18 protein-coding genes, 1 tRNA gene and 1 pseudogene are annotated in these 16,315 nt (G+C 72.0%); 6 read left to right on the top strand and 14 right to left on the bottom strand.

The features are described 5' to 3' along the window. Positions 1-180 precede the first annotated feature (180 nt). Positions 181-1,071: a helix-turn-helix transcriptional regulator gene (locus ABZ896_RS37420; RefSeq protein WP_360939159.1), complete on the bottom strand. Its 891-nt coding sequence runs from the start codon at positions 1,069-1,071 to the stop codon at positions 181-183. Positions 1,072-1,625: 554 nt separating this feature from the next. Beyond that, complete coding sequence (locus ABZ896_RS37415) at positions 1,626-1,751, bottom strand: hypothetical protein (RefSeq protein ID WP_360939157.1); 126 nt, start codon at positions 1,749-1,751, stop codon at positions 1,626-1,628. Positions 1,752-1,760: 9 nt separating this feature from the next. Here ABZ896_RS37415 and ABZ896_RS37410 point away from each other — a divergent pair, with 9 nt between their 5' ends. Further along, positions 1,761-2,435, top strand: coding sequence for a cation:proton antiporter (locus ABZ896_RS37410; protein WP_360939155.1), 675 nt, complete (start codon positions 1,761-1,763; stop codon positions 2,433-2,435). A 72-nt stretch (positions 2,436-2,507) separates the two neighbouring features. Here the strand turns inward: ABZ896_RS37410 and ABZ896_RS37405 are convergent. After that, positions 2,508-2,581: transfer RNA gene (locus tag ABZ896_RS37405), tRNA-Pro, on the bottom strand. A gap of 132 nt (positions 2,582-2,713) precedes the next feature. On the opposite strand from ABZ896_RS37405, the pseudogene ABZ896_RS37400 reads away from it, so the two are divergent. Then, a pseudogene (locus tag ABZ896_RS37400) lies at positions 2,714-3,422 on the top strand (transketolase). A 48-nt stretch (positions 3,423-3,470) separates the two neighbouring features. After that, complete coding sequence (locus ABZ896_RS37395) at positions 3,471-4,385, top strand: transketolase (RefSeq protein WP_360939153.1); 915 nt, start codon at positions 3,471-3,473, stop codon at positions 4,383-4,385. A gap of 26 nt (positions 4,386-4,411) precedes the next feature. Here ABZ896_RS37395 and ABZ896_RS37390 read toward each other — a convergent pair whose 3' ends face one another. Genes ABZ896_RS37390 through ABZ896_RS37380 form a run of 3 tightly spaced genes read right to left on the bottom strand, consistent with a single transcriptional unit; the run spans position 4,412 to position 5,919 of the window. Next, positions 4,412-4,771, bottom strand: coding sequence for an MmcQ/YjbR family DNA-binding protein (locus ABZ896_RS37390; RefSeq protein WP_360939151.1), 360 nt, complete (start codon positions 4,769-4,771; stop codon positions 4,412-4,414). 30 nt (positions 4,772-4,801) lie between these two features. Next, the gene (locus tag ABZ896_RS37385; protein ID WP_360939149.1) at positions 4,802-5,335 is read right to left on the bottom strand and encodes a GNAT family N-acetyltransferase; all 534 of its coding nucleotides are present in this window, start codon (positions 5,333-5,335) and stop codon (positions 4,802-4,804) included. After that, positions 5,332-5,919 carry an XRE family transcriptional regulator gene (locus ABZ896_RS37380; protein WP_360939147.1) on the bottom strand — a complete coding sequence of 196 codons (588 nt, stop codon included), beginning with the start codon at positions 5,917-5,919 and terminating at the stop codon, positions 5,332-5,334. Before ABZ896_RS37380 ends, ABZ896_RS37385 begins: the two co-directional genes overlap by 4 nt. A gap of 115 nt (positions 5,920-6,034) precedes the next feature. Between ABZ896_RS37380 and ABZ896_RS37375 the strand changes: the two genes are divergently transcribed. After that, complete coding sequence (locus ABZ896_RS37375) at positions 6,035-6,412, top strand: hypothetical protein (RefSeq protein WP_360939145.1); 378 nt, start codon at positions 6,035-6,037, stop codon at positions 6,410-6,412. 2 nt (positions 6,413-6,414) lie between these two features. Further along, on the top strand, positions 6,415-7,764 hold the full coding sequence (locus ABZ896_RS37370; RefSeq protein WP_360939143.1) for a caspase family protein: 1,350 nt from the start codon (positions 6,415-6,417) through the stop codon (positions 7,762-7,764). A 3-nt stretch (positions 7,765-7,767) separates the two neighbouring features. Here ABZ896_RS37370 and ABZ896_RS37365 read toward each other — a convergent pair whose 3' ends face one another. The 3 genes from ABZ896_RS37365 to tdh are packed head-to-tail and all read right to left on the bottom strand — an operon-like array spanning position 7,768 to position 10,962. Next, complete coding sequence (locus tag ABZ896_RS37365) at positions 7,768-8,670, bottom strand: LysR family transcriptional regulator (RefSeq protein WP_360939141.1); 903 nt, start codon at positions 8,668-8,670, stop codon at positions 7,768-7,770. A gap of 36 nt (positions 8,671-8,706) precedes the next feature. Continuing rightward, complete coding sequence (locus tag ABZ896_RS37360; protein WP_360939139.1) at positions 8,707-9,903, bottom strand: glycine C-acetyltransferase; 1,197 nt, start codon at positions 9,901-9,903, stop codon at positions 8,707-8,709. A 30-nt stretch (positions 9,904-9,933) separates the two neighbouring features. Next, complete coding sequence (gene tdh, locus ABZ896_RS37355; protein WP_360939185.1) at positions 9,934-10,962, bottom strand: L-threonine 3-dehydrogenase; 1,029 nt, start codon at positions 10,960-10,962, stop codon at positions 9,934-9,936. Between the two features lie 321 nt (positions 10,963-11,283). Between tdh and ABZ896_RS37350 the strand changes: the two genes are divergently transcribed. Then, a complete protein-coding gene (locus ABZ896_RS37350; protein WP_360939183.1) occupies positions 11,284-11,889 on the top strand; it encodes a GPP34 family phosphoprotein in 606 nt (201 codons plus the stop codon). 94 nt (positions 11,890-11,983) lie between these two features. Here ABZ896_RS37350 and ABZ896_RS37345 read toward each other — a convergent pair whose 3' ends face one another. From ABZ896_RS37345 to ABZ896_RS37325, 5 genes are all read right to left on the bottom strand, one after another. Then, positions 11,984-12,559, bottom strand: a complete 576-nt coding sequence (locus ABZ896_RS37345; protein WP_360939137.1) for a GAF domain-containing protein — start codon at positions 12,557-12,559, stop codon at positions 11,984-11,986. A 61-nt stretch (positions 12,560-12,620) separates the two neighbouring features. After that, a complete protein-coding gene (locus ABZ896_RS37340) occupies positions 12,621-13,220 on the bottom strand; it encodes an ATP/GTP-binding protein (RefSeq protein ID WP_360939135.1) in 600 nt (199 codons plus the stop codon). After that, positions 13,198-13,569: a DUF742 domain-containing protein gene (locus tag ABZ896_RS37335; protein WP_360939133.1), complete on the bottom strand. Its 372-nt coding sequence runs from the start codon at positions 13,567-13,569 to the stop codon at positions 13,198-13,200. The genes ABZ896_RS37340 and ABZ896_RS37335 overlap by 23 nt, the downstream gene beginning before the upstream one ends. Positions 13,570-13,571: 2 nt before the next feature. Next, positions 13,572-14,006 (bottom strand): roadblock/LC7 domain-containing protein, encoded by a 435-nt coding sequence (locus ABZ896_RS37330; RefSeq protein ID WP_360939131.1) that lies wholly within the window; start codon positions 14,004-14,006, stop codon positions 13,572-13,574. A gap of 68 nt (positions 14,007-14,074) precedes the next feature. Further along, on the bottom strand, positions 14,075-16,228 hold the full coding sequence (locus tag ABZ896_RS37325; protein ID WP_360939181.1) for an ATP-binding protein: 2,154 nt from the start codon (positions 16,226-16,228) through the stop codon (positions 14,075-14,077). Between the last annotated feature and the right edge of the window lie 87 nt (positions 16,229-16,315).

Here is a 16,315-nt window from a genome sequence, read left to right as displayed (position 1 = left end):
GTCGATGGTGAGGCGGAGGGTCATGGCGGGGTTCTTGTCGTCGGACCGCGCGGTGGCCGTCGGCGTGCGCGGGGACGGCGACGGTGGGGAGACGGGCGCCCATCGGCACAGGCGGTCACGGTGAGGAGCAACGCGGTCGGGAGGGCGCGCGCGAGGACGACGCGGCGGGTCGGGCTCACGTCATCCTCCGGAGGGGTGACGGTCAGGCGGAGCTGTCGCTGGTCGAGCGGCGGGGTCCGCCGCCCAGGAGGCCAGCAGGAGCAGGCTGTCGTGGGTGGGGGTGCCCGCCTCGGCGGTCCACACGATGATCTGGAGGTCGGGGTCGGCGGCCCAGGTGACGGCGTTCCAGTCGAGATGCAGGTCCCCGACGACCGGGTGCCGCAGATGCTTGGTACCGGTGTCCCGGACGGCGACGTCGTGGGCACCCCACCACTGGCGGAACTGCTCGTCCCGCACCGACAGTTCACCCACCAGCGCGGCGAGCTGCGGGTCCCCGGGGTTGTTGGTGTTGTGCATCCGCATCTGTGCGATGGCCAGCCGGGTGACACCCTCCCAGTCCGCGTACAGCTCGCGCATCGCGGGATTGGTCATGAGCAGCCTGATGTAGTACCGCTGCCTCTCGGGGATCTTCCCGAAGTCGGTGATCAGGGCGGCGCCCATGGCGTTCCAGGCGACGATCTCGGTACGCGGCCCGATCACGAAGGCGGGCGTGTGCGCCATGTCGTCGATCATCCGCTGCAACTGCGTCTGTGCCTTGGGGCGCGACGGCCGGCGGGGCGGGCGGAAGTCGTCCCTGGCCGCGAGCTCGTACAGGTAGGCGCGCTGGTCCTCGTCCAGGCGCAGTACGCGGGCCAGTGCCTGCAGCACGGAAGGGGACGGCTGGATACGGCCCTGTTCGAGGCGGGCGTAGTAGTCGGTGCTGATGGCCGCCAGGACGGCGACCTCCTCACGGCGCAGACCCGCCACGCGACGCAGCCCGCCGTCAGGCAGACCGACGGCGGCCGGGTTGATCTCGGCGCGGCGCGCCTTGAGGAACTCCCCCAGATCGTGGCGGTGAGGATCGCTGTTCATGCCCTCACCCTGGCACCGGGGGCCCGGGTTGTCAGGGGGAGAGAACTGTCCCTGGCAGCACTCGGGGGCTGCGGTGGCGGATTCAGCGGACGCGGGTCCACGTGCCGTGCGGCTGGACGAACTCGCCGCCGATGACGGAGCCGGCCATGCAAGTGCCCTCGGCGTGGGGGACGGGTCGGCCGAGGGTCTTGACGACTTCCTGGGCCAGGGGGGATGGCCGAGGCGGGGCTCTGGCCGGTGAGGACAGTGCGGTAGACCTCGCTGTGCGGCGCGAAGTCCTCGTCGCCCTTGCGGTAGTCCGCGACGAGCCGGTCCTCAAGCAACCACTTCGCCCGATCGGCGTCCACCGTCGAGAGCAGCGCGGCCGGGCCGTCGCAGACCAGGGAGACGATCTTGCCGGAGGCCGGCCAGTCACCGAGCAGACGACCGGCCGCGGGGTCGTCGGAGAGGTCCTCCATCGGTCCCCAGCCGGCGGCGCTGAGCGCGTCATCGGTCGGCGGGACCCCGCCCCACGTGGCCGCAGCGATCTCGTACCCGGATTCCCCCTGGGAGGGTCAGCCGTTCGCGGCCAGCTGGACGACGTGGCTGTCGGCTGCCTGGACCAGCTGGGTGAGCCTGCCACCGGCCACCGTCCACAGGTGGATGAAGCGGGCGTCCGACTCCGCGCCGGACCGGGACACGGCGTGGTAGTGGCCGCGGACGAAGACGTGCTCACCGGCGTCGTATACGCCTCCACCTACCTGGTCCGCGGCCTCGACCGCAGTCCCCGGCAGCGCACGCTGCGGGTCGGCCACCGCACCCGCGTGGTCAGCGGACTGGCCGGGTTCCGGGGTGCGGTCTCGCTCGCGATGGTGCTCTCGGTGCCGCAGACCCTCGACTCAGGCGTGCCGTTCCCCGACCGCGGCTTCATCGTGTTCGTCACCTCCGGCGTCATCCTCGTGACGCTGGTGGTGCAGGGGCTCCTGCTGCCGGTGGCGGTGCGCTGGGCGAAGCTGCCGCCCGACACCTCGGTCGACGCCGAACACGACCTCGCCGAGACCACCGCCATCGAGGAGGCCGTCGAGGCGATGCCGGAACTCGCCGCCGGCCTGCGGTCCGAACCGAGGATCGTCGAGTGGCTGCGCCAGGAGTACGAGGCCCATCTCGCGTCGGTCCGGGCCAGGAGCGCCGGTGTCCGCGACGATCCGGCGGTGCTCCAGCACCGGGACTACCTCGCGCTGCGTCTGGCCCTCATCGCCCACAAGCGCGCCACCGTCGTCCGGCTCCGCGACGAGCGGCGGATCGACGACACCGTCCTGCGCCGCCTCCAGGCCGCCCTCGACGGCGAGGAGGTCCGCCTGTCCGGGGGCGCGGCGGTCGAATGAACCGGCTCCGGAACGCTCGAAGGCCGGTCTCGGATGCCTCCGAAACCGGCCCTGAACTGCGACTGTCTCCAGTCGGGACGACAGGATTTGAACCTGCGACCCCTTGACCCCCAGTCAAGTGCGCTACCAAGCTGCGCCACGTCCCGATGCCGCCTGACCTGGGGTTTCCCCGGGTCGAACGTGCATGGAAACAATACCGCACTCGGGTCGGTGGTCGCGCACCCCTTAGTTCGCGTGCCCTTGACCTCAAGTTTGGTCGAGGTTGCACGATCGTGCGCATGACGATCACCGAGGAACGCGGACAGACGTACGGCTACGACGACCTGCCCCGCCTGATGGGCCTGATGACGGGCGACGAGAAGCACGGACCGGCGGCGACGTCCACGCTCGACGTGCTCTGGGTGCTGTACGACCGGGTCCTGCGGGGTGGGTCCGGAGCGGCTGGAGGACCCCGCGCGGGACCGGTTCCTGTTGTCCAAGGGGCACGGGCCGATGGCGTACTACGCGGTGCTCGCCGCTAAGGGCTTCGTGCCGGTGGAGTGGCTGCCGGGCTTCGGCTCCTACGACTCCCCACTCGGCCACCACCCCGACCGCGTGCTCGTGCCGGGCGCCGAGATCGGCAGCGGCTCGCTGGGGCACGGGCTGCCGATCGGCGTCGGCACGGCGCTCGGGCTGCGCGCCCAGGGGCTGACAGATCCGCGCGTGTGGGTGCTGATCGGGGACGCCGAACTGGACGAAGGCAGCAACCATGAAGCGATCGCCTTCGCCGGGCCGGCCGGTCTGGAGCGGCTGCACACCGTCGTCGTCGACAACTCCTCCGCGAGCCATGCCCGTCCGGGCGGGATCGCCGCGCGCTTCGAGGCGGCGGGGTGGTCGACGGTGGCGGTCGACGGGCGGGACCACGAGGCGTTGTACGAGGCGTTCACAGCGCCACATGTGGGGCGGCCCCATGTGGTCGTGGCACACGTCGAGCCGAAGTTCGCGTGACCCCTCCCCCTGCATCCGGAAACCACATCGAGAAAGGCTCACCGCCCCATGGACACCATGCGTGACCGCTTCACCACCGTCACCTCACGACTGCTCGACGAGAATCCCCGGGTCGCGCTCGTCCTCGCCGAGATCGGCCGGGACGCCTTCACCGAGGCACAGAGCCGACACCCCGACCGGGTCGTCAACGTCGGCATCCGCGAGCAGCTGCTCGTCGGGGCGGGCGCGGGGATGGCACTGACCGGACTGCGGCCGATCCTGCACACCTTCGCCAGCTTCCTGGTCGAGCGGCCCTTCGAGCAGGTCAAGCTGGACCTCGGCCATCAGGACGTGGGCGCGGTGCTGGTGAGCGCCGCCGCGTCCTACGACTGGCCCGCGGGCGGTTTCACCCACATGGCGCCCGGCGACGTGGCCCTGCTCGACACCCTGGACGGCTGGACCGTGCACGTGCCGGGGCACCCGGACGAGGCCGAGGCCCTGCTGCGGCACGCGGTCGCCGCGGGCGACGACAAGGTGTACGTACGGCTGTCCGTGCAGGCCAACGTGGACGCGCGCCCAGTCGACGGTGCCCGCTTCCACACCGTGCGCGAGGGACGCTCGGGGGTCGTCGTGGCCGTCGGCCCGCTGCTGGACCAGGTGCTCGCCGCGACCGACGGTCTCGACGTGACCGTCCTGTACGCGACGACCGTACGGCCCTTCGACGCGGCGGGGCTGCGCCGGGCCACGGCGTCCGCGGGGCCGGACGTGGTCCTCGTCGAGCCGTACCTGGCGGGTACGTCCACGGCAGCGGCGAACGACGCGCTGGCCGACGTACCGCATCGGGTGCTGGGCCTTGGCGTGGGGCGCCGGGAGCTGCGGAAGTACGGGTCGATCGAGGAGCACGTCGCCGCGCACGGGCTGGACGCGCGGTCGCTGCGGGAGCGGATCGCCGGTTTCCTGAACGGCCAGTCCCTGAACGGGTAGTCCCTGAGCGGCCAGTCCCTGAACGGCTAGTCCGTGGGCGCCACCCCCAGTCCGGGGTACGCGTCGAGCAGCCGGGTCGGGGCAGCCTGACGCCAGGAGTCCGCCAGGATGTCCCGCAGCTCCTCCTCGTCCTCGATCGCTGCGAGCCGGACGCGCACCCAGGCGAACTGGGCTTCGTGGTCGGCGATCCAGAACTTGTCCGGCTCGGCCAGCACCAGTTCGTCGCGCTCCTCCTTGGGGCAGCGCACGGCGAGGGAGGTCTCGTCCTCGGGCAGCGTGGCGAACATCTTCCCCGCCACCCGGAAGGTGGGCATGCTCCAGGCGATCTTCTCGGTCGTGTCCGGGAGGGACAGGGCGATGCGGTGTGCGTCTTCGGCGTCCGGCATGACAGGCACCGTAGCGCCCGCCACTGACAATCACCTGGTGAGAGCGTGGACTCCGAGGTGTTTGTAGTACAGCGTGGTGGGCCGCAGCACCCCGCCGGGATCGGCCGCGTAGTCGGGGATGACCCCGGCGCGCGTCCATCCCGCGGAGCCGTAGAGGCGTTCGGCGAGGCTGTCGGTCTCGGTGTCCAGGTGCAGGAGGGTGATACCGGCGTCGGCGGCCGCGCCTTCGGCGGTGTCGAGGAGGCGCCGTCCGAGGCCGCGACCGCGCGCGTCCCGGTGCACCATCAGCTTGACCAGCTCCGCGCGGTGGCGGGAGTTGGGCTTGTCGGGGAAGGCGAGGCTGACGGTACCGACCACGCGGGAACCGTCGTACGCCGCCCAGACCGCGAGATGTCCCGCGGCGACCGCCGCCGCCCGCTCCTCCCACCAGGCAATGGCCGCCGTACGGTCCATGGGGGCGAGGAAGCCGATGGAGGCGCCGCCGTCCACGGTGTCCACGAGCAGGTCGGCCAACTCGGCGATGTGACCGAGCAGTTGAGCCTCTTCCAGACGGGTGACGATCACGGGAGCACCACCGCCAGCACGTACCGCACCTCGTCTGGACCGGCGCACCGGAACCGCGTCGGCCCCCACACCCGCAGCCGCAGACAGTCGCCGGCGTCGAGATGGTGCTCCTCGTCCCGGGCGGTGACGGCCAGCGCACCGTCCAGCACCCAGATGTGCTGCTCCAGGCCGGGCACGGGCGGACGGTCGTAGGCGATGTCGGCACCCGCGGCGAGCCGTCCCTCGACGAGTTCGCCGCGCAGCCCGGAGTGCGGGGGTGACACGGACCGCCGTACGAAACCGGAGGCCCGGTCCTCCCACACCACCTGCTCGGCGGACCGCACCAGCACGGCGGGCTCGGCCTCGACCTCGCTCAGTAGCTGGGACATGGTCCGCCCGTACACCGCGCACAGCCGGTTCAGCAGCGAGGCGGTGGGGCTGATCTCCGCGCGCTCGGCCCGCGACAACGTGGACTTGCTGACCCCGCTCCGCTCCGCCAACTCCCCGAGCGACCACGCACGTTCGGCCCGCAACTCGGCAAGCCTGGCGCCGAGCCGGACGTCCACGGGGTCCGGGTGGGGTTCGACCACTCTCTCCTGTCTCATATCCGAGACGTTATCCCAGACATGAAACACCCGAGTTACCGACTCCTCTCCGCCGAACACCTCCCACACCCCCTCACCGGGCGCGACAATGTCGCCACACACGGGGAGGAACGACATGTCGGACGTGCGCATCGTCGTCGAGGGAAGCAGTGCCGCGTTCGAGTCGCTGTGGGACTGGCTGCGGCAGGAACCCGGGCTCAGGGGCCGCATCCGGCACCTGGCTCCCGCGGCCGGGCCCGGGACCATGGGCTCCCTCTCCCAGCTGGCCGTCGAGAGCTTGGTGACCGGGACGATCAGTGCGGTCATCGGGGTGCTGAGCCAGTCGCTCGCGACCTGGCTGCAGCAGCGCAGATCCCGGGGTGACGCCCCGGTCTCCGTCGTGGTCATGGTCTCCGGCGGGCAGACGCTGCGGTTCGACGTCCAGTCGCCCGCCGAGATCGAGCGGCTGCTGCGCGCGGCAACCGCTCCCGCGTCGCGGGCCGGGGAGGTCTGAGGATGCGGCTGCCGGACCCGCAGCGGTCGTACGCGGTCCTCATCGGGGCGAGCACCTACCGGGCGGACACGGTCGCCGACCTGCCCGCCGTCCGCAACAACCTCTACGACCTCGCCGCCGTCCTGACCCACCCCCGGCTGGGCGGCATGCCCGTCGAGCGCTGTGTCGTGGTCCCCGACCCGACCGACGTACGCGCGGTCTACCGCACCCTGCGCGGCTGCGCGAGCGCCGCCGAGGACACCCTGCTCGTCTACTTCGCCGGGCACGGGCAGACCGGGCCGCGCAACGAGCTCTACCTCCTCCTCGCCGACACGGACCCTTCCGAACTCCGGGTCAGCGCGCTGCCGTTCGACGTCGTCCGCGAGGTGATCGCCGACAGCCCGGCGGCCAACCGGGTCGTGATCCTCGACTGCTGCTTCAGCGGACGGGCCATCCAGGACATGGGGGCGGGCACGGACACACTGCTGGGACAGGTGGGCATCGAGGGCACGTACGTCCTGACGTCGGCACCGGTCAACGCCGTGGCCCTGGCCCCGGTCGGAGCGACGTACACGTCCTTCACGGGAGAGCTGCTGGCGCTGCTGCGGGACGGAGTACCGGGCGGCCCGGACCTGCTGACCTTCGGGGAGATCTACCGCCGACTGCTGCACACGGCGACGACGAAGGGCCTGCCGGTGCCGGGTCAGCGGGGCACGGGGACGGTGGACATGCTGGCGCTGACACGGAACGCGGCGGCCGCGCAACCACACCCACCAGTGACGGCCGCGCCAAAACCCCCACCAGCGACGGCTGCGCAACCACCCCCGCCGGCGGCAACCGTGAAGCCACACCCACCGGCCACGGCCGCAAAGCCATCCCCACCGACGACCGTGAAGCCGCCCCACCCGACGCCAGCCGCGCAGCGCCCCTCACCAACCCCGGCGCCTCCCCGTACGCCCGCCGCACCACCCACCGATCCGCCGCCCCGCGCACACGCCGCGACGCCTCCCCGGTCGCCCGAGGCTCCCGCGCCGCTGCCCAAGCCCGCTCGCCGCCCCTCGACGCCCCGGCCCACCGCCCTCGAACCACCCCGGCCGACCCGCTTGCCGTGGGCGCTCACCCTCATGGTGGCGAGCCTCGCCCTGTCGGCCGCCACCTCCGCGGCAATCCAGGTCCGCAGCGACAGGATCGGGCTGACGATCGCCTGCTCGGTGCTCGCCGTCGCGGCCGTGGCGCTGGAGCGGAGGTTCTGGCCGCTCCTCCTCGTGGTCGCGGCGAGCCTCACCCTCTCCGGCGTCGGGGTCTTCGCCCTGCTACTCCCCCTCGTCGGCGTCGGCTGGCTCGTCGTACACCTCCGCCGCCGCGACCGCTGAGCGCTACGCCCCCGCCACCTCCCCCAACGCCCCCACCACCGGCCGAATCAGCGGATGCCCCTCCGCCCCGCGCCGCACCGCCGCGAAGACCCTCCGTGTGGGTGCCACCCCGTCCACCGGTCGTACGACGACCCCCGTCAGCTCCATCCCGCGCAGCGCGGACCGTGGCACGAGCGCCACTCCCGCCCCCGCCGAGGCCAGCGACACGACCGCGCGGAAGTCGTCGGAGGAGTGTTCGAGCCGCGGCTGGAACCCCGCGTTCTCGCAGGCCAGCACCACCACGTCATGGCAGGGATTGCCCGGGTACGGCCCGATCCACGCGTCCTTCGCCAGCTCCGCCAGCGGCACCTCCGCGACCTCGGCCAGCCGATGGCTCTCCGGCACCACCGCGTCGAACGGCTCGGCGTACAGCGGCACATGCGTCAGCCGCGGGTCGTCGGCCGCCGGAGCCCCCCGGTACTCCACCGCCACCGCCACATCGACCTGCCGGTCCAGCACCATCGGCAGACTCGCGTCCCCCTCCGCGTCCTGGACCCGGATCCGGATCCCCGGCGCCGTCGAGGCCAGCCGGGCCACCGCGGGCGCCACGACCAGCGCGATCCCGGTCGCGAAGGAGGCGACGGTGACCGTCCCGGCCTCGCCCGAGCCGTATGCGGCCAGTTCCGCCTCCGCCCGCTCCAGCTGGGCGAGGACCGCGTTGGTGTGGCCGAGCAGGATCTCACCGGCGGCAGTCAGCCGTACGCCCTTCGCGCCCCGCTCGACCAGCCGGTGACCGGTCTCCTGTTCGAGGGCCGTGAGCTGCTGGGAGACGGCCGAGGGGGTGAGATACAGCGCGGCGGCAGCCGCCGTCACGGTGCGATGGTCCGCCACCGCACGGAGGATGTGGAGCCGCCGCGCTTCGATCATGGGATCGATTATCTCAATATGTCCGGGACGCTCCGGTCAGCCGGCCGCCAGCTCCGCCCGCGCCGCCACGAACGCGTCCACGGCCCGGTTCACGTCGTCCGTCGAGTGCGCGGCCGACAGCTGGACCCGGATGCGGGCCTGCCCCTGCGGTACGACCGGATACGAGAACCCGATCACGTACACCCCGCGCTCCAGCAGCAGCTCCGCCAGCCGTCCTGCGACGGACGCGTCGCCGATCATGACCGGCGCGATGGGATGCTCGCCGGGCAGGATCTCGAAGCCCTCCTCGGTCATCCGGCGGCGGAAGAGCGCGGTGTTCGCGGCGAGCCGTTCGCGCAGGTCACCGGCCGTCTCCAGCAGGTCGATCACCTTGAGGGAGGCCGCGGCGATCACCGGGGCGAGGGTGTTCGAGAAGAGGTACGGCCGTGAGCGCTGCCGCAGCAGGGCGACGATCTCGGCGCGGGCGGCCACGTACCCGCCGGAGGCCCCGCCGAGCGCCTTGCCGAGGGTGCCGGTGATGATGTCCACGCGGTCCATGACGCCGTGCAGTTCGGGGGTGCCACGGCCGCCGGGGCCGACGAAGCCGACGGCGTGCGAGTCGTCGACCATGACCATCGCGTCGTAGCGGTCGGCGAGGTCGCAGATGTCCTTCAACGGCGCGACATAACCGTCCATGGAGAAGACGCCGTCGGTGACGACCAGCTTGCGGCGGGCGCCCGCGGCCTCCTTCAACTGCCGTTCCAGATCGGCCAGATCACGGTTGGCGTACCGGAAGCGGCGGGCCTTCGACAGCCGGATGCCGTCGATGATCGAGGCGTGGTTGAGCGCGTCGGAGATCACCGCGTCCTCGGGGCCCAACAGGGTTTCGAAGACACCGCCGTTGGCGTCGAAGCAGGAGGAGTACAGGATCGTGTCCTCCTGGCCGAGGAAGGCGGACAGCCGCGCCTCCAGCTCCTTGTGCACCTCCTGCGTACCGCAGATGAAACGCACGGAGGCCATGCCGTAGCCCCAGCGGTCAAGTGCGGTGTGGGCGGCGGCGATCACCTCGGGGTGGTCGGCGAGACCGAGGTAGTTGTTGGCGCAGAAGTTGAGGACCCCGCCGGGGCGGCCGCCCCGGCTGACGTTCACGGTCGCGGACTGCGGGGTGTCGATCACCCGCTCGGGCTTGTGCAGACCGGCGGCGCGGATCTCGTCGAGGGTGGCGCGCAGGTCGTCGCGCACGGAGTCGAACATCGTCAGTCCCTAAGTCAGTTGGTCCAGAAGTCAGTTGGTCCAGTCGAGGATGACCTTGCCGCCACGGCCGCTCGCGGCGTCCGCGAACGCCGCCTCGAAGTCGCGGTAGCCGTAGCGGCCGGTGATCACGGGGGCGAGGTCGAGGCCGCCCTCCAGGAGCACCGACATCGCGTACCAGGTCTCGAACATCTCACGGCCGTAGATGCCCTTGATGGTGATCATCGAGGTGACGATCCGGGCCCAGTCGACCGCGAACTCCTCGGCGGGCAGGCCGAGTACGGCGATCCGGCCGCCGTGCGTCATGTTGGCGATCATCTCGCGCAGCGCCTCGGGGCGGCCGGACATCTCCAGGCCGACGTCGAAGCCCTCGCGCAGGCCGAGGGAGCGCTGGCCCTCGGCGATCGTGGTCCCGGCGACGTTCAGGGCGAGGCTGACGCCGGTCTTTTGGGCCAGTTCCAGGCGTTCCTCGCTGACGTCGGTGATGACGACGTTGCGGGCGCCCGCGTGCCGGGCGACGGCTGCGGCCATCAGACCGATCGGCCCGGCGCCGGTGATCAGGACGTCCTCGCCGACCAGCGGGAAGGACAGCGCGGTGTGCACGGCGTTGCCGAACGGGTCGAAGATCGCGGCGACATCTAGGTCCACCGGGACCCGGTGCACCCACACATTGCCTGCGGGGAGGGTGACGTACTCCGCGAAGGCCCCGTCCCGGCCGACGCCCAGCCCGACCGTGGCCCGGCACAAGTGCCGTCGCCCGGCAAGGCAGTTGCGGCACTTTCCGCACACCAGGTGCCCCTCGCCGCTGACCCGGTCGCCGGCCTTGATGTCCACGACGTCACGGCCCGTCTCGACGATCTCGCCGACGAACTCGTGCCCGAGCACCAGCGGGGTGCGGATCGTCTGCCGGGCCCAGCCGTCCCAGGACCGGATGTGCAGATCGGTGCCGCAGATCCCGGTCCGCAACACCTTGATCAGGACGTCTCCGGGTCCGACGGCGGGCTCCGGGACGTCCACGAGCCACAGCCCGGGCTCCGCCTTCTCCTTGACCAGCGCCTTCAACGCCACGACTCCTGTGGGTGCGGTCCCGGGCGCGGGCATGCCGAAGCGGCCCGGATCCGGGAAGAGGGGGGATTCGCGTAGCAATCTGCCGTACGGCGACGTCCTGGTCCATCGAGGATTTCTTAAGCGCGGCCACAGCTTTGCTTCACGCCCTCGGTCGCCCGCGGTGTCGGTGTGGGCGGCCACCACGATCCTGCTGTGGGTCGAATTTCCGCACCACATGGCCGTAGCCCACATGTCCCGACGAGAATCATGTGGGGACGCCCGGCCGGCACCGGTTCCGGCGTCCTCGCCCCGCACCCGACCGACCTGGAGTCGCTGATGACCACCGCACGGGACCTCGCGATCCTCGCCCTCGACGTGCCGCCCGGCCGTTTCGTCGAGCAGGGCGACCTGTCCCTCGCGCTCGCGGGCGCCGAGGTCCTGGACCTCCTGGAGGCCGGCGCGCTCACCCTGGACGACGACCGGATCGTGCCCGGCCCGCAGGCCGCGACGGGCGACCGCCTGCTGGACGAGGCCTCCGCCGCCCTGTCCCGCGAGAAGCCCCACGAGACGGTCGAGGACTGGCTGTGGCGCCGGGGCCGCGAGCTGTCCGCCGCCTACCTCGACGACCTGGAGAAGATCGGCCTCACCACCCGTCGACGCGGCCGCCGCATCCCCCTGCGGACCGGACGCTCGGTGCCGGTCGACTCGGCCGCCCGCAGCCACGCCGAGGAGCGCAGGGCCTCGGGCGAACCGGTCCTCGCCGCACTGGCCGCCGTCTCCGGGATCGACGACGAGAAGACCGAGCCCGACGAGAACGTCACCGGCGACACGGTCACGGCCGTCCTGGCCACCGTCGGCGACGCGGTGATGGAGCTGGAGGCCGTACGGCAGCGCCGGGCGATCGAGAACGCCGCGTTCGACAACATCTGGCGGGGCATGTAGGGGCAACCCCCTGTAGGAGCAACCCCCTTGAGGAGTACGGCGGTACCGAACCGGTCGGCGGGCCAGAACCGTCAGCTCCTCACAGGAGTGCCCGTCACAGCGGGAACCCGTCGGCCTCCCGCCGCTCCAGTCGCGTCACGAGCTCGGCCGCCGACGACTTGATCGCCTCCAGGCCGGGCTTCCCCCAGGTGCGCGGCTCCACGTCGGCCACACACACGGTGCCGAGCACCATCCCCGTGCTGTCGATGAGCGGCGCCCCCAGATAGGAACGGATCCCGAACTCGTCGACGACCGGATTGCCGGCGAACCGCGGGTAGTCGCCGACGTCCTCCAGGGCCAACGCCTTGCGTCGCACGACCACATGGGGGCAGAAACCATGGTCGCGCTCCATATAGCGGCCCACTTCGGGCTTGGTGTCCTCTCCGCGCGCGACGGGCCGCGGTTCCGGCACCCGGAGCCCGGCGAAGAACTGCCGGTCCTCGCCGATGAAGTTGACCATCGCGTACGGCGCTCCCGTGCGCTCGGCGAGACGCTGCGCGAAGGCGTCGAGGGCGGGCTCCGGGTGCTCGCCCAGGCCCAGCAGGCGCAGCCGTCGCGCCCGGTCCGGAGCCTCCTTGTCCTCGGGGGTGAGCAGCAGTCGACCGGCCGGGCGCGGCGGGTCGTAGCTCATGGACGGACTCCGTCGCTGTGGACGTCGGTCATATGCGGCTCCGTGGCGGTGTGTGCGGTGGTCACATGTGGGCGCCATGGCTGGGCGCGGGGGCGGGACTGTGGGCGATGAGGTGCCTCACGAGGGTGAGCAGGGTCTGCACTCCGGAGCTGGAGATCCGGGCGTCGCAGCGGACGACCGGGATCTCCGGCGCGAGGTCTATGGCGGCCCGGACCTCCTCGGGGTCGTAGCGGAACGACCCGTCGAACTCGTTGATCGCGACGATGAAGCCGAGACCGCGCTGTTCGAAGAAGTCCACGGCCGCGAAGCACTCCTCCAGACGCCGGGTGTCGGCGAGGATCACCGCGCCGAGCGCGCCCTCGGACAGCTCGTCCCACATGAACCAGAACCGCTCCTGGCCGGGCGTGCCGAACAGGTAGAGCACATGCTCCGGATCGAGGGTGATGCGGCCGAAGTCCATGGCCACCGTCGTCTCGACCTTGTTCTCGATCCCGTCGAGACTGTCGGTCGCGGCGCTGACCGTGGTGAGCAGTTCCTCCGTGCTGAGGGGGGCGATCTCGCTGACCGCGCCCACGAAGGTCGTCTTGCCTACTCCGAACCCTCCCGCCACCAGGATCTTGAGTGCGGTGGGGAAGGGGTCAGAGCTGTCGTCGTAGTCCATCGAGCACTGCCTCCAGAAGGGCCCGGTCAGTCGGGTTGTGGTGGAACTCGGGGGGCTTGGTGGTCAGCGCCCCGCAGTCGACGAGGTCCGACAGCAGCACCTTGGTGACCACCGCCGGCAGCTTCAGATGGGCGGCGACCTCGGCCACCGAGACGGGCGCGCGGCACAGGTCGAGCGCCTGCGCGTGCTCGGGGCCGAGATAGCCGATGGGGGTGACCCCGGTGGCCCGCACGTGCGACAGCAGGTCGAGCGCGACGGACGGCCGGGTGCGGCCGTTGCTGACCGTGAAGGGCCGCACCAGCCGACCGGCCGCGTCGTCGAGCCAGGGCCCGTCGCCGGCCGCCGCCACGCTCAAGGCCTCATCGCCGGGGATTCGACGGCGTGCTGCCGGGGAGCGGTCACCAGATAGGGGCGGACGCTCTTGACCAGCATGGCCATCTCGTAGCCGAGCACCGCCGCGTCGGCCTCGCGGCCGGCCAGCACGGCGAGACAGGTGCCGGAGCCGGCGGTGGTGACGAACAGCAGGGTCGAGTCGAGTTCGACGACGACCTGGCGGACGTCGCCGCCGTCACCGAAGCGGACGCCCGCGCTGCGTCCCAGGGAGTACAGGCCGGAGGCCAGGGCGGCCATGTGGTCGGCGCTGTCCGCGTCCAGGCCGTGAACCGACTTCACGAGTCCGTCGCAGGACAGCAGGACCGCGCTGGTGGTGTGCGGTACGCGCTGCACGAGGCCGCTCATCAGCCAGTCGAGGTCGGATACCTGGCCGGTCGGCGCTTCGCTCGCCATGGTGGATCGACTCCTTGAGGTACGAAGGTCTGCGGGAGCGCTGGGGGTGGGGGTGGAAACGGGGGTGGTCATCCGGCCGGTGCGCTCCCGTCGGGCCGGGTGGTGCGATCGAGGTCGAGGTCGTGGCGGGGGGCGGTGGCTCCGTCCCGGGCGCCGCGTGGCTCGGATATGTGGGTCGAGTCCACGTGGGTCCGGTCCATGTGAGTGAGGCCCATGGATCCGGTGTGCGTGGTGGGTGCCGTGTCGGGATGGTGCGCATCGGGGCGGCTCGCCTCCGGGCGGCTCGTGTCGCGCGTGAAGCTCGGGTCGAAGGACGCCGGGGCCGGCGGGGCGCTGTATGTGTGGGCGATCCCCGTGGTCGCCGGACCTGTGTAGGCGGTCTCCGTGTGGGCCACGTCTGTGTGTGCCGACCCCATGTACGGAGCGTCGGCTTGGGGTGGCCCCATGTGGGTCGACCCCATGTGGGCCCCGTCGGCGTAGCGGGACGTTGTGTGCGCGGACTCCATGGGTGTCGTCGCCATAGGTGTGACCGGGTCGATGTCTTCCGACTCCAGGTGCTGCTGGGCCTCGGCGAGGCTGATCCCGCGCTGGAAGGCAGCCATCAGCCCCGGGTCGTGCGCGGCCGGGGTCTCGGCGTCCTGACGCGGTGCCGGTCCGCCGCGCAGCTGCGGCGCGATGTGCTCCTGGGCGCGGCGGCGGGGCAGTTGGGGCTTGCCCATGGTGCCGCGCACGACACCGGTGCGCGGCAGGGGCGGCCCGACCGCGTGATCCGCCACCAGCCTGCGGTCACCGGCCCTGATCCCGGGCACGGCCTCGGCAGGGTTGGGCCGCTCCTCGCGGGGACCGCGCACGGGCAGGGGCGGCGCGTCCCGCCCGGCATCGACGCCACTGCCGTTCGGACCGACACCGGCGTGACCGACACCGGCGTGACCGACACCAGAATCACCGTTCAGCCCGGACCCGACACCGTTGGAACCGACCGCGGGGCTGCCCGGGCCGGATCCGGTGGCGCCGGGGAGATGACCGGCGCCCCCAGAGACGGCGCCACTGCCGCTCTCCGCACGAGCGCCACCACTCGAACCGCGCCCGCTCCCTGACGCCGACCCGCTTCCGTCACTGAAGGGAACGCTGCCGCTCGCACCGAGTCCGTCACCCGGCGCCGACCGCCTTCCTTCGGGAGAGGAACCGACGCCGTTCGCACCGAATCCACCACCCGCCGACGTGCCGCCGCCGGCCCCGGCGCCACCACCTCGAACGGTTCCGTCCCCCGCCGAAGCCACACTCCCCGGCCCCGGCACACGACCACCGTCGCCCACGACCGCACCCGCCACGCCCCCTTCGGCATGCCCGAGCGCCCCGCTGCCGTTGACCGTGGGCGCCGCATTCCCGTTGACACCCGGTTCCGTGTACCGCCCGGCGTCCCCGCTCCGCCCCACCGACGCCTCCTGGCGCCCGCCGGACCTCCCCCGATGCTGCGGATCGCCCGAGGGCGACGGCACAGCCCGATGCCGAGGCTCGTGCCCGCCCCGCCGCGACCCAGCTCCCTGCTCCGGCGCACCCGCCCCGGGCCCTCCTACACCTCCGGCACCGCCGCCCGCCCCGGCAGTTCCACCCGCCCCGACAGCCCCGACAACACCCCCCGGCGACGGCTCCACCCCCGGCGCCGACCCGAGCAGCGCCTGCGGTACGACAAGCACCGCCTGGACCCCGCCATAGATATTGGTCTGGAGCCGGACATGGATGCCGTGCCGCTTGGCGAGCTGTGAGACCACGAACAGTCCGATGCGCCCGTCGGCCAGCAGGCTGGCGACGTTCACCTGGTCGGGGTCGGCGAGCAGCGCGTTCATCCGCTGCTGTTCGCCGACGGGCATGCCGAGCCCACGGTCCTCGACCTCGACCGCGAGCCCCGAGGTGACGAGGTTGGCGCGCAGCAGGACCTGCGTGTGCGGCGCCGAGAACACCGTGGCGTTCTCGACGAGTTCGGCCAGCAGATGGATGACGTCGGCGACGGCGTGCCCCCGCAGCGTGCCGTCGATCGGCGGTACGAGCTTGACCCGTGAGTACTGCTCGACCTCGGCGATGGCGGACCGCAGCACCTCGGTCATGGAGACCGGGTTGCTCCACTGCCGCCGCGAGACGGCCCCGCCGAGCACGGCGAGGTTCTCGGCGTGCCGGCGGATCCGGGTCGCGAGGTGGTCGACGTGGAAGAGCCCCTTGAGCAGGTCGGGGCGACGCGCTGGCCGACCCGCGGCCCATGCGGCTCGGGCTGTGGCGCGGCCTGACCAACCCCGCGGAGCTGACGGCGGACG

The organism is Streptomyces sp. NPDC047072 (genome assembly GCF_040643855.1).
Classification (GTDB): domain Bacteria; phylum Actinomycetota; class Actinomycetes; order Streptomycetales; family Streptomycetaceae; genus Streptomyces.
This window is presented reverse-complemented; position numbering and strand designations above follow the sequence as displayed.